This window comes from Vibrio owensii, assembly GCF_002021755.1.
Classification (GTDB): Bacteria; Pseudomonadota; Gammaproteobacteria; order Enterobacterales; family Vibrionaceae; genus Vibrio; species Vibrio owensii.
Genome location: NZ_CP019960.1, coordinates 497,546 through 513,013 on the forward strand (window position 1 = coordinate 497,546; position 15,468 = coordinate 513,013).

At 42.6% G+C, this 15,468-nt stretch carries 18 protein-coding genes; 4 read left to right on the forward strand and 14 right to left on the reverse strand.

Annotation, left to right across the window (positions count from 1 at the left end; translation table 11 throughout):
* Positions 1 to 723, reverse strand: a complete 723-nt coding sequence (locus A9237_RS18810) for a hypothetical protein (RefSeq protein ID WP_078609074.1) — start codon at positions 721 to 723, stop codon at positions 1 to 3.
* A gap of 106 nt (positions 724 to 829) precedes the next feature.
* A complete protein-coding gene (locus A9237_RS18815; RefSeq protein WP_038893544.1) occupies positions 830 to 1,348 on the reverse strand; it encodes a cysteine hydrolase family protein in 519 nt (172 codons plus the stop codon).
* Between the two features lie 120 nt (positions 1,349 to 1,468).
* Here A9237_RS18815 and A9237_RS18820 point away from each other — a divergent pair, with 120 nt between their 5' ends.
* Positions 1,469 to 2,392: a GlxA family transcriptional regulator gene (locus A9237_RS18820; RefSeq protein ID WP_078609076.1), complete on the forward strand. Its 924-nt coding sequence runs from the start codon at positions 1,469 to 1,471 to the stop codon at positions 2,390 to 2,392.
* On the opposite strand, the gene A9237_RS18825 is transcribed toward A9237_RS18820, so the two are convergent.
* The 7 genes from A9237_RS18825 to A9237_RS18855 all read right to left on the reverse strand — a co-directional run bounded on the left by A9237_RS18825 (position 2,393) and on the right by A9237_RS18855 (position 9,048).
* Positions 2,393 to 3,325 (reverse strand): Gfo/Idh/MocA family protein, encoded by a 933-nt coding sequence (locus A9237_RS18825; RefSeq protein ID WP_078609078.1) that lies wholly within the window; start codon positions 3,323 to 3,325, stop codon positions 2,393 to 2,395. It abuts the gene before it with no gap.
* Positions 3,326 to 3,478: 153 nt separating this feature from the next.
* Entirely contained in the window at positions 3,479 to 4,195 is a 717-nt protein-coding gene (locus A9237_RS18830; RefSeq protein ID WP_078609080.1) for a hypothetical protein, read from the reverse strand.
* Positions 4,196 to 4,312: 117 nt separating this feature from the next.
* A complete protein-coding gene (locus A9237_RS18835; protein WP_078609082.1) occupies positions 4,313 to 5,965 on the reverse strand; it encodes a phosphoethanolamine transferase in 1,653 nt (550 codons plus the stop codon).
* 21 nt (positions 5,966 to 5,986) lie between these two features.
* Positions 5,987 to 6,343, reverse strand: coding sequence for a diacylglycerol kinase (locus A9237_RS18840; protein WP_011999519.1), 357 nt, complete (start codon positions 6,341 to 6,343; stop codon positions 5,987 to 5,989).
* Between the two features lie 179 nt (positions 6,344 to 6,522).
* Positions 6,523 to 6,915, reverse strand: a complete 393-nt coding sequence (locus A9237_RS18845) for a glycine zipper family protein (protein WP_078609084.1) — start codon at positions 6,913 to 6,915, stop codon at positions 6,523 to 6,525.
* A gap of 133 nt (positions 6,916 to 7,048) precedes the next feature.
* Positions 7,049 to 8,335 carry an ATP-binding protein gene (locus A9237_RS18850; RefSeq protein ID WP_078609087.1) on the reverse strand — a complete coding sequence of 429 codons (1,287 nt, stop codon included), beginning with the start codon at positions 8,333 to 8,335 and terminating at the stop codon, positions 7,049 to 7,051.
* On the reverse strand, positions 8,335 to 9,048 hold the full coding sequence (locus tag A9237_RS18855) for a response regulator (protein WP_005442490.1): 714 nt from the start codon (positions 9,046 to 9,048) through the stop codon (positions 8,335 to 8,337). Before A9237_RS18855 ends, A9237_RS18850 begins: the two co-directional genes overlap by 1 nt.
* Before the next feature lie 560 nt (positions 9,049 to 9,608).
* Here A9237_RS18855 and A9237_RS18860 point away from each other — a divergent pair.
* Entirely contained in the window at positions 9,609 to 11,411 is a 1,803-nt protein-coding gene (locus tag A9237_RS18860; protein WP_237358454.1) for a nucleotidyl transferase family protein, read from the forward strand.
* Positions 11,412 to 11,487: 76 nt separating this feature from the next.
* Here A9237_RS18860 and A9237_RS18865 read toward each other — a convergent pair whose 3' ends face one another.
* Both A9237_RS18865 and A9237_RS18870 read right to left on the reverse strand, forming a co-directional pair.
* Positions 11,488 to 12,207 carry an SDR family oxidoreductase gene (locus A9237_RS18865; RefSeq protein WP_078609094.1) on the reverse strand — a complete coding sequence of 240 codons (720 nt, stop codon included), beginning with the start codon at positions 12,205 to 12,207 and terminating at the stop codon, positions 11,488 to 11,490.
* A 224-nt stretch (positions 12,208 to 12,431) separates the two neighbouring features.
* Positions 12,432 to 12,737: an isoamylase early set domain-containing protein gene (locus tag A9237_RS18870; RefSeq protein ID WP_009704801.1), complete on the reverse strand. Its 306-nt coding sequence runs from the start codon at positions 12,735 to 12,737 to the stop codon at positions 12,432 to 12,434.
* A gap of 193 nt (positions 12,738 to 12,930) precedes the next feature.
* Here A9237_RS18870 and A9237_RS18875 point away from each other — a divergent pair, with 193 nt between their 5' ends.
* Positions 12,931 to 13,308: a hypothetical protein gene (locus A9237_RS18875; RefSeq protein ID WP_078609096.1), complete on the forward strand. Its 378-nt coding sequence runs from the start codon at positions 12,931 to 12,933 to the stop codon at positions 13,306 to 13,308.
* An 86-nt stretch (positions 13,309 to 13,394) separates the two neighbouring features.
* The gene (locus A9237_RS18880) at positions 13,395 to 13,994 is read left to right on the forward strand and encodes a thiol:disulfide interchange protein DsbA/DsbL (protein ID WP_039839820.1); all 600 of its coding nucleotides are present in this window, start codon (positions 13,395 to 13,397) and stop codon (positions 13,992 to 13,994) included.
* Between the two features lie 56 nt (positions 13,995 to 14,050).
* On the opposite strand, the gene A9237_RS18885 is transcribed toward A9237_RS18880, so the two are convergent.
* From A9237_RS18885 to A9237_RS18895, 3 genes are all read right to left on the reverse strand, one after another.
* Positions 14,051 to 14,296, reverse strand: a complete 246-nt coding sequence (locus tag A9237_RS18885; RefSeq protein WP_005433479.1) for a hypothetical protein — start codon at positions 14,294 to 14,296, stop codon at positions 14,051 to 14,053.
* A gap of 154 nt (positions 14,297 to 14,450) precedes the next feature.
* Positions 14,451 to 14,897, reverse strand: a complete 447-nt coding sequence (locus A9237_RS18890) for a DUF3429 domain-containing protein (protein WP_078609098.1) — start codon at positions 14,895 to 14,897, stop codon at positions 14,451 to 14,453.
* A gap of 11 nt (positions 14,898 to 14,908) precedes the next feature.
* Entirely contained in the window at positions 14,909 to 15,454 is a 546-nt protein-coding gene (locus tag A9237_RS18895) for a glutathione peroxidase (RefSeq protein WP_020194100.1), read from the reverse strand.
* Positions 15,455 to 15,468 lie beyond the last annotated feature (14 nt).

A 15,468-nucleotide genomic window follows, 5' to 3' on the forward strand; every position in this document is an offset into this window, starting at 1 on the left:
TTAAAAAACAGAATCTAAAACAGACAGCACTCGACAGTTGCCCAATGGATCCAATATCACCATGATGGCTCTGGTTTCGGTAGAAATACTGCACGTGTCTATCACCGTTGTAGTGCCTGTTTCTCTGATTTCAATCGGAACATTTGCGGTATTCGCACCTACGATGATCTGGCTCGACAAGGTTCTTTTGCTCAGATTAAAGATCCGTTGGGACCCATCCACCCAAACATCACTGTTGATACCGCCTTGGAGTTGGCTAGCATCCATAACGAATACAGAGACTTGAGTATTGGTTGTACTGCTCGTGTCGGGTTTGTCTTGGAAGACGAGGTCATAAAATCCTGTGTTAGCGTCGCCAAAAGCAAAGATCACTTGAGGATTAGAGACAGCAATTGAACGTGCCTCACTGACTAAGGTTTGCTGGCTATTGGTTTCAATCAAATCAAACGTGATATCAAAAGTACTGGCGTTTTCTTGAATCAACAGCAAGCCTGTTTCTGTCGCACCATAAAGTGGCAGATTGGAATAAATATCTTCTTGCAGGCTGCCATAATTGGCTTGAACACTGATATCTGAAACACCGCTCGGGTTTTGGTTGACGAAGTTAACGGTCTGAAAGTTGAGAGCTCTTACCGCAATCTCAGGATCTGAGGAGTCGCTCCCTCCACAACCAGTGAGTGCGCTCGATAAGGTGATAATTGATAAAACTGACATCCACTTCATTGTGCTGTCCCTATAGAGTTAATGAGAGTCAGTGCCAACCAACAGGACCCGACGCTTGGCGCATCGGGCCATTCTAATTAAGACAGTATAGTGGATGCTCGCTGGCTTACAGTTTTTGTTCTGCCGTTACTAGTGGGACGCGAGTTGATACAGCGTGCAGTGCGATGTTGTGGATCATTTCATCGACCGTTGTACAGCAGTCCATAAGAATTGATACCTCGTATTTTTCTGCCGCTTTAGAAATCGCAGTATGAGTGACACAGTTTTGCGTCATCATGCCAGTTACTAATAGCTCTGTTACCCCGTGTTTTTGCAGTACTTCTTCAAGGTTTGTTTGTTCAAAGCCGTCTGCAAAGTGTTTGATAACCACATCAGCATTTGGCGCTAGCGCTAAGATCTCAGGGTGAATGTCAGCGCCTTCAGAACCTTCATTAAAGAAAGGCGCAATGCCCATTGCTGGGTCGGCGATGTGCTGAATATGAATGACAGGAATATTTTTCTCATTCGCTTTAGCAATTGCGCTCTTGATGTTGTTTAGTGTTGCTTCTGTATTCCATAGAGGGAATTTACCGTTAGGGAAGTAGTCGTTTTGTAGATCGATAACAAGAAGTGCTGCTTGGCTCATGATGTTTTCCTTTTGTTTTCAGTGAATGTGTTGCTTTGGTATGGGAGCTATTATGCGTGCTTTCTTTTATCTTGCTTAGTGTCTAAAATGACAAAAAATAGGCCAAAAGCGACAATTGGAATGAACGAGATAAACATTGCTATTGTGAACTATCCGGGAGCTTCAAAAGCGTCAGTCTATGGTTTGCAGGAACTGTTTGAGATGGCAAACCGTGCTTCGATTGAGCTTGATGTTGAATGCCGCTTTCATGCAGACATCATTAATTGGAAAGAAGGCGTTATTCGAGCCGATGATTTCACGGTCGTCATACTGCCGCCAAGCGGTGCGGAACAATATTACCTTTCGCCAAGTCAGGCGTTAACGTCTTGGTTGTTTGAGCAGCACAAAGCTGGTGCGGTTGTGGCGTCTGCATGTGCAGGCGCGTTTGTTCTCGCTCACGCTGATTTGTTGAATAACAAAGCGTGCACAACACACTGGGGGCTGGCAGGGTTATTCCGAGATAGGTTTCCTAACGTGACGCTTAAGCCCGAGTCCATCCTTATCAACGAAGGCAGCATCATTACCGCTGGTGGCATGATGTCTTGGCTTGATTTGGGGTTGGAGCTGGTTTCTCAGCTAAGTACACCTGCAGTGATGCGTTTGTTGGGAAAGATGCTGGTGGTCGATACAGGTGCCAGAGAGCAACGTTTTTATCAGCAATTCACACCTAACTTTCAACATGGTGATAGTGCCGTTCTTAATGCCCAGCACTACATGGCTGATCATTTCTCACATGTGATTTCAAACCAAGCTCTATCGGAGATCAGTTGTTTAACTGAGCGCACGCTTCAGAGACGTTTTCAAAAAGCGACAGGTTTGAACTTGAATCAGTATCTGCAGCATCTTCGTGTGCAAAAGGCGTGTGATTTATTAGAGTCGAGTAACTTAGCTTTTGAAGTCATCGCTTATCAAGTTGGGTACCAAGATGCGAGCGCGTTTCGCAAAGTGTTCATTAAAACCATGGGATTGGCTCCCAAAGCATTCCGCGCTCGTTTTAGTGCTTAATTATCGACGCACTGATTGTTCAATATGCTGATAAATCGCTTCGGCAAGTTGGTGGCTAGCGATATTACGCGCTACGATATCAGAGGCGATTTTGCCGGACTGGATAACTTCAAACCAATCTAGCAGCATAGAGTGGAAGCCTTTACTGGTTAGCATTGGCGTCCAATCTTTTGAGCTCAACTTCTGGTCTTGATTGTCTTGCCACAGTTTCCCTTCAACAAACGAATCAAACTCCATTGCTTTGTTTGAATAGCACGCTTGGACACGCTCTGTGGTGATCCCAAAATGGCGGTTCATGGATGCGTGAAGCAGTGTCTCACCATGCTGCCATTGGATATCTAAACGAGCCAGTTGGTCACCATCCATTTGATGTGTAATGTAAGCGTCTTTCAGATCTGCTCTGGCCGTGATGTTCACGCTATCAAGAGGGTGGATAAAATCATCAAAAATGAAGGTACGGATATCCCCCGGTAATTGATGACGGTTTTTCTCCCAACGCAGAGATTTCAAGCCTGAAAGTTCGCCTTTCTGGATGTTCGGCATATGTTGATTGTAGAGCGGAATATGACGGCGATTGAAGCCAATATACAGAGGCTGTTTCACGCGTTTAGCCAGTTCATATAGCTTTTCTACTTCAGCAGCGCTGTCTGCCAAAGGCTTATCAACGAATGTCGGGATGCCTTGTTCTAAAAAGAAAGACGCGATTTGAGGGTGAACGCTAGTAGCGGCGTGAATCATGACCGCATCTACGCCCATACCAACCAGTTGCTGATAGTCTTGGCAGGTTTCTGTGATTCGATACTGTTGAGCTAGTGAATTGAGTGCGTTTGCATTGCGGGTACAAAATACCAACTCTACATTGGGAAGTTGAGTGATAACAGGAAGGTAAGCTTTTTGAGCAATGTCGCCCAAGCCAATGATGCCAATTTTCATTTTGAGTTCTTCTTTCGACGTTCTATTTGCAGGAAAAGAGTATAACTTGAATTTGGCTCCTCGTTTATGAGCAGGTTAGCGATAATTCTGTATTAATGAATGAACCCTGCGTACCGTAATACGCAGGTATCTTCTTAACACGCAGGTAACGTATTAATCCGCAAACGATGTTAGGAAGCTCAAGCCATAGCATCGGTTGTAAGGGCCAAGAATAACCATTTGAGGAGTGTCTTTGGTGCTAAATTTACAAGTCTTACTGACGCCATTGTGATTAAATGTTGCCGTCATCTCTTGCTGGTTTTTTGGTACCTTCAAGGCTCTAGAGAGCGTCTTACTTGGAAGGTTATCGATCGTTTGCCCTTCGACCGTGACGCTTGTTTGGGAACCCTTTGTAACGTCGCTTGAGTCTAAAATATAGATTGGAACTTCGTCTGAGGAGGCACTGGAAATATTAGGTTTGTTTTGAACCGACAGTTCGTAATAGCCTTTATCTACGTCACCGAAAGCGAACACGATCTTGTGGTCACCCGAGTTTAAAGTGAGTTTCTTTTGGGCTAACTCATTTTGTGAGTTGGTATCAAAAAGTTTGAAGGTATAAGGAATGGTGTTGCTTTTCTGTTGAGCAATCAAAAGGCTTGATGAGGAAGCACCATATTGAATGATGTCAGAGTACATGAGCTGCTCTTTTCCATTCTCGTAAGCTTTTAACTGCACATCTGAATATTGGTTTTTCCCAAAGTCGACGAGATTAACGGTTTGAACATGAACGGCTTGTATCGGGTCTGGGGTGAGCGATGGTTGATTGTCAGTACCACAACCTGAAAGAACGGCGGTTGTGATTGCGATTGCGATGAGTGTTTGTTTTTTCATTATAGAACCTTGTATTGCATGAAATTTTCCACCTAGCCATAGATGTTGATTTGAATGCTTATGGTTCGAAGTAGGAGAGGGTAAATATCCCCCTCCTTTTGGTTATGAATATGATTGTTAGCTTTGACGACAAGTCTTAAAGATATCTAAAGCGCCGTCGTAGGCATTGGTTTCCACATCCATAATGCCCAACAATGAGTGGAAGACATTATCGTGTGAGTGCGTTGCGGTTTGCTGCGCTTCTTGTTCCAAGCAATCGGTGTTGACATGTTTGGCTTGCTTAAAGCCCAGTGACATCCAAAGCATCATAGGAACACGCTTTTGGAAATCCGGTGCTAAACCATAAGGCATGCCATGTAAGAACAATCCGTTTTCGCCCAGAGACTCGCCGTGGTCAGAGACGTAGATCATCGCCGTGTTGTATTTATCTTCCAACGTTTTCAGTTTTGCAATGGTTTGATCCAAGACGAAGTCTGTGTAGCGGATCGTGTTGTCGTAAGAGTTAACAATTTGCTCCACACTGCAGTTTTCAATATCTGCGCGAGGGCAGTCTGGTTGGAAAAACGCTTTGTCTTTCGGGTAGCGCTGGAAATAAGTCGGACCATGGCTGCCAATCAGGTGAAGCGCAACAACTCGGTTACCTTTCATGCTCGCGATTTGGTCGTCCAAATTGTCTAGCAGCGCCATGTCATAGCAGGTATTGCCGTTGCAAAGCGTGTTTTGTTTGCCGCGTGCGACATCCATCTTATTGATCTTATGAGCGACGCCTTTGTCACCACCGTCGTTGTCTTTCCACATCAAATCAATGCCAGCGCGCTGCATGATATCCAATGCGTTATCTTGGTTGTCTGCTTTACTGCGATCGAAGTCGTGGCGTGGTAATTGAGAGAACATGCAAGGCACAGAGACAGCGGTTGCAGTACCACAGGAAGAAACGTCTTGGAACGAGATCACGTCTAACTTGCTGGTGTATGGGTTAGTCTCTCGTTCATAGCCGTTGATTTGATAATTTTGAGTTCGTGCCGTTTCACCTAATACAAAGACAAGCAGCGTCGGCTTCTCTTTTGCTTGCTCTAGTGCAAGTTGGGATTGTTTCGCATCCGTACCAATCTCACGGTAGGGTTCTGGCGTGGTTAAGTAGTTTTCTTTTACATAGCTAGAGATCGCGTACACGTATTGAGTCGGGATGATTACTTTCTTTAGGTAACTGTTGTTGCGACCTACTGACGCATAGTCTTGGTAATACATGCCTGCAATCACAGCGATAACAGCCAACGAAGCGAGCATGGAGACGATTTTAGTCAACGTGAAGCGAAGCCATTTGCCGTCAAGAGGCTTAAACTTAATCTTGAAGACGATTAGGGCAGGGAGAGCTCCCATCAATAGTGTCCAGATAAGTGAGTAGGCACTCAAGTATGAGCTGGCTTCACTGGTATCTGTCTCAACGATGTTGGTGATCATGTCCGTATCGAACAAAGTGCCGTAGTTGTAGCTTGCGTAACTCACCATGCCCGATGTGATCAGCAATAAGATGAAGAAAGGCTTGCTGATCCAAGGCCAACTGAATAGGTTAAATAGGAAATTCAACGCCGCAAAAAAGAAGATTGGAATCGTAATGATGAAACCGATCTTAACCTGGTCGAGATCCGCAAAGATATGCACCAACTCTTTGTAGATGGGGATATTGACTACAAGAGCGAAATACAAGGCTAATAAAAGCGTAAAGGTAATGTAGGAGATACCTTTAGTTGGGAGTTCAATTGTCTTCATAATTGACGTGCTTCGATGTGACTAAAGTAAAATCGACGCCCAAACAAATAGGGCGAGAAAAAGTGCAACAAATACTGCTGCGGAGCCAATGTCTTTGGCTCTTCCACTGAGTTCATGCCAGTCATCGCTGACACGATCGACAACCGCTTCGATGGCGGAATTAATCAATTCAACAATTACGACCAACAGAAGGCTGCTGATCATCATGATGCGTTCTAAGGTGGTGACAGGAAGCAAGAATGCGCAAACAGAAAGGACAAGTGTAAGTACCAGTTCTTGTCTGAAAGCGGCTTCATGAGTCCACGCTGCTTTCAATCCTTGAAGTGAATAGCCGGTTGCGTCCAATATCCGGCGAATGCCTGTTTTACCTGGTTTCAAAATGTGGCCTTTTAACTGCTAAGCCCTAAAAAAGAGGGGCGCTTTGAGGGATAAAGCCTCCCCTGATGACAGAAGTGCATCGAATTGGAAAACATGAAACTAATAGGTCGAGCGTGAAACATTTGTGAAATTAACGTCGCTCAACACAAAATTTTGTGTAATTGATGCGAATTTATACGTTATGAATCAAGGTCGTATACGGTATAGCCTTTGTTCGCTAGGCATTTACGCAGAACTAAGGATTGAGTTTTGGTTGAATCGTTAGCACCACCAACAGCCCCAGCACCTGCAACAACAGCACTGCCTGCCACCGCGCCCACAGCAGCGCCGCCAATGCCATTTTCTAATGCGCCTGCAACGGCACCGACCAACGCACCTGTAACGGCACCATTTTGTGCTTCAGTTTTAGCGGCTTCGCCTTTATCTACTTTTTCTGCGTAACCTTGGCAATACGCAAAATCTTGCTCGTATTGGGCTTGGTCAACATTGGTCATATCGACAACTGGTTCTTGGTTGTAAGCACAAGCAGCAAGTGTGGAAGAAAGGGTGACGAGAAGAAGAGGTTTATACATTGCGTTGATCCATTATTGCTGTGAATTCATGGATTAAATGTACACTGTTTTATTGTGGTGCTCTGTCGGCCAATTGTATTGAAGTGTCGCCTTTTGTAATGACGTTTAATGGAGTATTGATAAGTTTATGAATTTACTTGGGAAAGCAGATTGTAAAACACGCACCACCGTACGGGCTGTGTGAGACATAGACTTCGCCGTTCTGCAATTCAACGATCTGTTTGACGATCGCAAGCCCCAAACCGAAGCCGCTGGTGCTTTTGTTACGCGATTTATCAGCGCTGTAAAATGCATCAAACAGATGAGGCCAATCCTTTTCTTCCACACCACAGCCATCGTCATGCACACGAATACAAGATTTCTCCGGTGTCTCCATAATTTCTAGCACGATTTGGGTTTGTGCATAACGCATTGCATTGCGAAGTAGGTTATCTAAGGCACGTTTTAGCAGTTTCGGGTCGGCGTCAATGATTGCCTGTTGCGAGCTCGTGTCGTCAATCAAGATAGAAAGTTGGGTGTCACGTTGCCACTTGGGTAAAAACGATTGAGCAAAACTTGATAAGGCGACAGAAGAAGTTTGAATCTCGGCATTTGGTCGCTCCATTTTGGCGTAGTAGAGCAGTTCTTCCACCATATTTTCCATGTCGTCGATATCTTCTACGATGCTGTCGACGTACTTCTGTTGTTGTTCATTTAAAGCGGCGTCGGCCAGTAGATCAGCTTGCCATTGCAGACGAAAGATCGGAGTACGAAGCTCATGCGCTACCGCGTTGGTGAGCATTTTATTGGTGGTGATGAGTCGAGACACCTTATCAGCCATATGGTTGAAGCTTCTATTCAACGTACCGACGGATTTGGCACTGGAGGTGTCCGCTCTGGCGTTGAAATCTCCAGAGGCAAAATCAACGGTAACCTTCTCTAAAGCGCGAACTCGTCGACTTAAGAACCAAATCAGCAAGACACAATACAGCGCAAAACCAGCAAGGAAAAACAGCCAAACGATGTTGTCGTCAAAATTGATGGCTTGAATGATAGGGCTGTTGGGGTTTTGGGTTAACTTGAAGATAGGGGAGCCGGGCTCAAAGCGAAACCACAAGTCTCGCTCATCATCAAACGCTGTATTAACGGATGGATCTTCATCGAATGCTTTCTGCACCTCTGGAGGAAGATTCGTCATTTCCTGAGCAATTAACAACATGTGACTCGATGTTGCGAATTTCTCTAATTGCTGAACGGTGTATTCCTCGCCTTTTTCTTGATACATCGGATAGATCAGCTCATGGAAAGCTTGAGCTTCATGCTCTTCTAGTAGGTAGTCGTAGTCCGTATTAAGCTGATAAACAATGACTTCATAGCCAACAAGACTGGCTACAAATAGGATGATCAGACCTAAAAAGCTTTCGAGATAAATGCGCTTCATTACGCGTTCCAAGCGTCAGGCATAAACAAGTAACCTTTACCTCGCACGGTAATGATTTTCTGTGGTGGTGTAGTGCTGTCACCTAACTTTTTACGCAGTGTCACGACACGGTTATCAATGGTGCGGTCGGTGCCGTCGTATTCGATGCCACGTAATGTTTTAGTGAGCCACTCGCGTGAAAGGGTTTGTTCAGGATGGCTTGCGAGTACCCAAAGGAGATCAAATTCACCGTCGGTGAGAGGAATGGGTTCTTGGTTTAGAGCGCACGTTTTACGCAGACGGTTAAGGCACAGGACGCCCACTTCTAAGCATGTGTCTGAATCTGTTGCTGATGCTTCTTTACGGCGTAATAGCATTCGAATGCGAGCAAGCAGAACACGTGGCTTGATCGGCTTAGTCACAAAATCATCGGCACCAATTTCTAACGCTGCAACATGGTCAAAGTCATCATCACTGGCAGTAAGCATCAGCACTTTTCCTTTGTAGCATTCGCGGATCTGGCGGCAAACGCTCAATCCATCTTGCCCCGGCAACATCAAATCTAAAAGAACGAGATCTGGCTGGCTTTCAAGAATCGCATCCGGAGCGTCCGTTCCATTGTCTATGCAGCTAACTTCAAAGCCTTGTCCTTCAAAGTATTCGCTTAGCATAGCCTGCAGTTTGGGATCGTCTTCCACGATGATAAGTGATTGCTTAGTGTCTTGTACGTTCATAGCAGTGATGCATCTTGTAGGAATTATCCCTGAAACTTAAACAAATTTGTCAGGGATTTCAATAAACGTAAAGAGTCAGAGGGGATTTATAGACAAGAGTGATTAAAATTAACAAGACAAAACAAAAAAGCTCCGAGATTACTCGGAGCTTTTTGCTATCGGTGTGCGACCTTTAACTAGCTTGTGGTGCGGGGTCTTACTACATCACTTCAACTTTTTTTTGCAAGAATTTCGTCTTGTTAGTAGTGAAAATCCTTTCGGGTATTGAGTGTATTATTAGGAGGCGTTTGAGGAAGTGTTGCTTGGGTTTTATTTGTAAGGTTGCTTTGAATTAAATGATAAAGATAAGTTAAATCAATATCGATTTATTTGTTTTTTTTCTATGGGATTTGACCATTGTAAAAAATGTAATTGTGCTATTACTCACAATTACAAACCCTTACATAACTATTGTTTGATAACTATTCATGGTGTGATTAAATTTTAAATATTTTATAAAGTTAATCTTTATGAGTCTAAAATGCTCTACAATCTGTAGAGTCTTGCATTTAGGGTGTTTCGTGAGTTCTATTAGAATTAAACTAAGGTTGTTTAGGTATAAAATTAAAAGTTGTTTTGTTAACAAAAAAAGATTGATAAAAATAAAAATAAAAATGCTAGAAATTCATATAAATAACGGTGATATAAATAAAGCTATTAGAGAAGTGAAATTTCTATATAATCATGATGAAGATCCAGGTTGGTATTTTGCTCTTAAGAACCTATTTGTTCTTAATAATAAATTGGATGAAGCTAGTAATTTAGAGGAAAAAGCGGATTGTTATCGAAGTGATATAGTATCTTCAATACATACAATAAATAAATCAATACCAAATTCTTATAAAGTCGAATTTATTGAAAACTATGTTAGATCTAAAGCTGGGACTCCTTCTTTTATCTGTCTTAAGAATAAAGGGAGAGGTTTGGGTAAGAAGTCTAGTACAGAAGTAGAATTGTTAACAAACCCAAGTTTATATATCAGAAATAGAAAAAATTGGTATCAGTCAAATAATGTGCCTGATTATATAAAAAGTTTATATAGTACTAGTGAAATTGAAAATATATCAAAATTATTTGAGTATGGCGCACCCATAATAAAAGCAACGAAAGTCGTACTTTCCGATTTTGATAATGGTTTTGTTTCTATAAAAAATGGACAAAGAAAAACAATAGGGCAACCAGAAAACGCAGTCAAAAGAGTTTTGTTATTTGGTTCTTCAACAACCTGCAGTTTTGGTGTAAAGGATAGCGATACAATTTCAAGTCAATTGCAAGCGTACTTTAACAGCCGCTTTGGTGATGTAATCGTAGAAAATCACGGTTGTCTTGGTATGAACCTTTTGTTGGCTATTAACAATCTAGTTCAGACCGAGGTTAAACCTAACGACATTGTTGTATTCTTTGATTTTAACGAATTTATCGGTCTAAATGACACAAGAATTGAATCAATTGATTTAAACGAGATAGATAGAGGTAACAAGTTCTTCCTTGATTTAGATAAAGTAAATTGCCATTTTTCTCCTTTAGGGAATGAAATTATGGCGAATGAAGTTGGGGATAGAATTTTGTCAAAATTAATAAGTCTACCTCCAGTTCAATCAGTTGGCGATCTTCAATGTAATCAGAATGAGAGTGATTTCTATAAAGTCTTGGAAAACTTTAAGTACTTTTTATTTAAGCATGTAGCTCGAACATTAGAGTCTTGTGAAATGAAAAGTTATTTATCTTTGCTAGAGCAATATATGCCAGATGATCGGATTAATGTCGGTAGTATTGCTGTAAATTGTAATCCTATTACAAATGGCCACATGCATTTAATTGATTATGCTTCTAAAAAAGTTGATAAGTTATTTATTTTTGTTATTGAAGAAGATTTGTCTTTCTTTAAGTTTAAAGACCGCTTACAGCTTGTTCATGATAGCACTCGACATTTAGAAAATGTAACGGTACTCCCTGGGGGGAAGTTTATTTGTACTGAACTTACTTATCCAGATTACTTTGATAAAGAAGTAAAAAGCGAAGTTATTGCTGATGCTTCTATGGAAACTTGGTTCTTTTGTGAGTTTATTGCTAAGAAATTAAATATTAGCAAGATTTTCTTGGGTGATGAACCAACCTGTAAAGTAACCAAACAATACAACCAGAAAATGCAAGAGTTGTTGCCCAAATACAATATTGATGTGGATATTATTGAACGTATTTCAACAGGTGGGCGAGTCATAAGTGCTTCTACAGTTCGTAAATTACTAAAAGAAAGAGATTTTGATTCAATTAAGCCACTAGTTCCGACTCCGACATATGAGTTTTTGAAGGCTAATTATTGATTTTTTTCCAGCGCTTCGAAACAAAAAAGCGGCTTAAAGCCGCTTTTTGAATTTCTTCGTCTTAGAATCGCAGAGATTAAGGCTGTTGCTTAGTTGGTGCTAGAGCGATTTCACGGATACAAACGTTTTGTGGTTGTTGGTAAGCAAATACAACTGCACGTGCGATGTCATCAGCAGCTAGCACGCCGCCCATGTCTTCTTTCCACGCACCGTAACCATCTTTGATTTCTTGCGATGTTGTGTGAGAAAGCAGTTCAGTTTCTACAGCGCCTGGTGCGATTGTTGTTACGCGAACGTTTGATGCAGCCACCTCTTCACGAACGTTTTCAGAGATAGCGTGAACTGCGAATTTAGTACCACAGTAAGCCGCATGATCTGGGAACGTCTTTTTACCTGCGATTGAGCTGATGTTGATGATAGTACCGCTGTTACGTGCTTTCATTGGTGCTAACACAGACTGCATGCCGTTTAGCAAACCAAGTACGTTCACGTCGAACATACGTTTCCACTCTGATGTATCTTGTGTTTCAATTTGACCAAGTAGCATTACGCCGGCGTTGTTTACTAATGCGTCAGCAGGGCCAAATTTCTCTTCTGCTTTAGCAATTGCCGCTTCAAATGAAGCTTTTTCAGTAACGTCTACTTTTTCACATAGCGTGTTTGGCAGGTTTAGTGCTTCTAAGCGCTCTACACGACGAGCAAGAAGAAGAAGTGGGTGACCTTCATCGCTTAGACGGCGTGCGATAGCTTCACCAATACCAGAACTTGCACCTGTGATTACAATCAGTTTTTTCATCTTTTGTTTCCTTAATTTTTTAAGAATTGCTTTCGTTTGAGAGCAGCTTTTAGTCAAGAACACCTGTTTCGCTGCGATGTGGATATATTAAGGAAATGGCTTTTGTTGATATATATCACTTCAGTTAAAACACTGTTGTCATATAGCAACAATAAGTGATAACTCAATGAAAATTAGACAATAAAAAAGGCGCACTCGGTGCGCCTTTGTTTCTGAATTGTGTGCTAAGCGATTTGTTCTTGTGTGCATACGACGCTGTTATCGCTACCAAAGCCATTTGGCACGTATGCGTCTGCTTGTGGATCGTTTTCCCACTCGGCTTCGTTGAATAGGTAACGGAACTGGATATTCTGTTCCTTCGGCAAGCGCGTCTTAAACTTAAACTGGCCACTTTTCTTCACGAGCTTCATTGGTTCTGGTTGCCAGTTGTTGAAATCGCCTGCAATTTGAATCGACTCCCACTGGTTTTTGTCTAGCTCGAACGTGACTTCGACTTCATCTTTTGTTTTAAAGAATCTCTTTTTAAGCATTAATCTTTCCTTGTTTGTACAAAAACTGATCTAACTATTACTCAGGTTTCATAGTGATTTCAAGTGTTATCGGCATTGCAGTCGGTATCGAGTGTCAGAATCGTCTTGTTTGTGAACCTAGCATTAAGTGATTGGCTTGTATGAAAAGAAGGATTCTGTATGATGAAGATTCACCGTATTTTGAAGAAGTTATATGCTGAGTTTTAACCGTACATTCATGACGACAATGTTCTGTCTATTAGCCATGTTGCTAACGGGCGTAGCGTCGAGTGTGCGTGCAGCCACAGCGCCAATCGAAGTGAGTTCGGATAACGATAGAACGGCTGAGCTTCATCAAAAAATGGGCGTGGACAATACGGACTGTATTGAATCACACCATGGTGATCATCTGATGGAGAAAGGGCAGCAAGTACACACCAGTTGTAGCTCTTCTTGTATCGTCAAAATACCAACCAACCTCTTACAAGATGATGTGATTTTATTACCGCATAGTCTTGCATTGATTGATAAATCACCCACCCCAAAAGCAGTGACCGTGATTTATAAGCCTTACCGTCCCCCAATTGTTTGATCCTTTTATTCATCACAAACCAGCACTGCTGGGCTTTTAAACATTAACAAATGAATACGGCACACCTGTGCCCAAAGGAATCAAACATGAAAAAGCTATTTGCTCTTTGCAGCACTCTATTACTTGCATTCACTGCTCACGCTGCGCAATTTGAAGCGGGTAAACACTACAAAATCTTGGATGTAGAGAAATCAAAAACACCGACAGTCACTGAGTTCTTCTCTTTCTATTGCCCACACTGCTACAAATTTGAATCTGTCATCGACAACTTGAAACCAGCGTTACCGAAAGATGCTAGCTTTGAGAAAGTGCATGTCGCATTCATGGGCGGTGATATGGCTGTTCCGATGGCGAAGTCTTACGCAACAATGGTGTCACTAGGTGTTGAGGATAAGATGGTGCCAGCGATGTTTGCACAAATTCATCAGAAGCGTCAAGCACCTCAAAACGAAGCAGAGCTTAAGCAGCTGTTTGTTGATAACGGCGTTGATGGCAAGAAGTTCGATGCGGCATACAACAGCTTTGCAGTGAACTCTATGCAGAAAGGCTTTGATAAGCAATTCAAACAAAGCACGCTGACCGGGGTTCCGGGTGTTGTGGTGAACAACAAGTACATTGTGTTGCCAAATGAGATCCGCAGTTACGATGATTACAACGCGTTGGTGAACTACTTATTAACGCTATAATCGCATCAATAAAAATGGCGACCGCTGAGGTCGCCATTTTTTATGTTCTTTTTGCGTTAGCGAAGCACAGCCGTGCAAGCTGCGGTTGGCATATCAGTCATAAAGATCGCATTTGGATAAAACAAGCTAGCAACAGTGACGGCAACGTTACAAGGCTGAGCGATGGTGGTTTTCACTACGTTGTTAAGAACCACTCCAGTGGTATTCACCGTATTGACCGCAGCCTGTTGTGCTTGATAAGACACACAACCCGCTGTTGCATTGATAACTGCGGTACTAAAAAGAAGTTTACGAAAAAACATATTCATATCCTTTGTGAATGCTTTTGAGATACTTGTATGACCATCCATTCATAATTAAAACAAAACGGTGTTCAAAATTACGCGCGCTTCACGAAATGAACATTGTTTTATATAACTTGGTTAATTTTGTGATCTGGTAGGTGGACAGACCAGTTTAAGCAATTAAAACCAACCCATGCATAAGTACCACACCGGTCGTGAGCTTGCCTCGCATCATCTGATACCCTTTTGGCTCCGCCTCTTTTTCTACTCTTCGAATCAGCTTTTCCGCGTACCAAACGGCAATGTAGCCAGCTGCCAATAACAGAGTCGCGATGGCATAATGCTTGTTACCTTGCAGCAATGCTCCCCAAGCAAGCAATACGAATAAGTTACTTAGCACCAAGGCATTTCGACTCAATCGATGGTAGAAATGATCAATGGCGTTGCCCCAAAGTACCCCGGAAAGAAAACTCAAAATCACCGCACTGTAAGCAATAAAAAACTGCTCCCCAGATAAGTTGAACAAAGTCCTTTCGGTAACGATGAGAACCAAGCTGAACAGAAAGGGCAGCAGTCCTAAATAACCTAATTGCAGCATTGTCGTACGTGTGGTCGTCATGGCAGCCTTCCTTACAGTTGCTGTTCAATCATGTTAGTAAGCGTAGTACTTGTTGGAGAGGTTGAACTTGGGAAGGTCGCAACGACTTTACCTTCTTTGTTGATCAAGAACTTGTAGAAGTTCCATTTCGGTGTAACGCCCGCTTGAGTGCTGATCTCGGCGAATACTGGGTTTGCATCCTCGCCAAGAACAGAGGTTCGCGCCATCATAGGGAAGGTAACACCGTAGTCGAGGTAGCAAATTTTGGCGGTTTTTTCTTCACTGCCACGGTCTTGACGAAAGTCGTTACTAGGGAAGCCCACAACGGCAAAGTTTTGATCTTTGTAAGTTTGATGCAATTGCTCTAATTGCTCGAATTGAGGGGTAAAGCCGCACTGGCTCGCGGTGTTCACTACCAGTAGCGTTTTGCCTTTGAAGGCGTCACACAGCTCTATTTCTTCCGTTGAATTGAGAAGCCTTTGCTTTCCTTGCAAGATATCTGGACAGCTCGATGCAAAAGCCAAAGAGCTGGTGGAGAGTAGTGTTGCGGTAAGTGCGCTACGAGTGATGCCCTTCATGATGTTGATTCTTT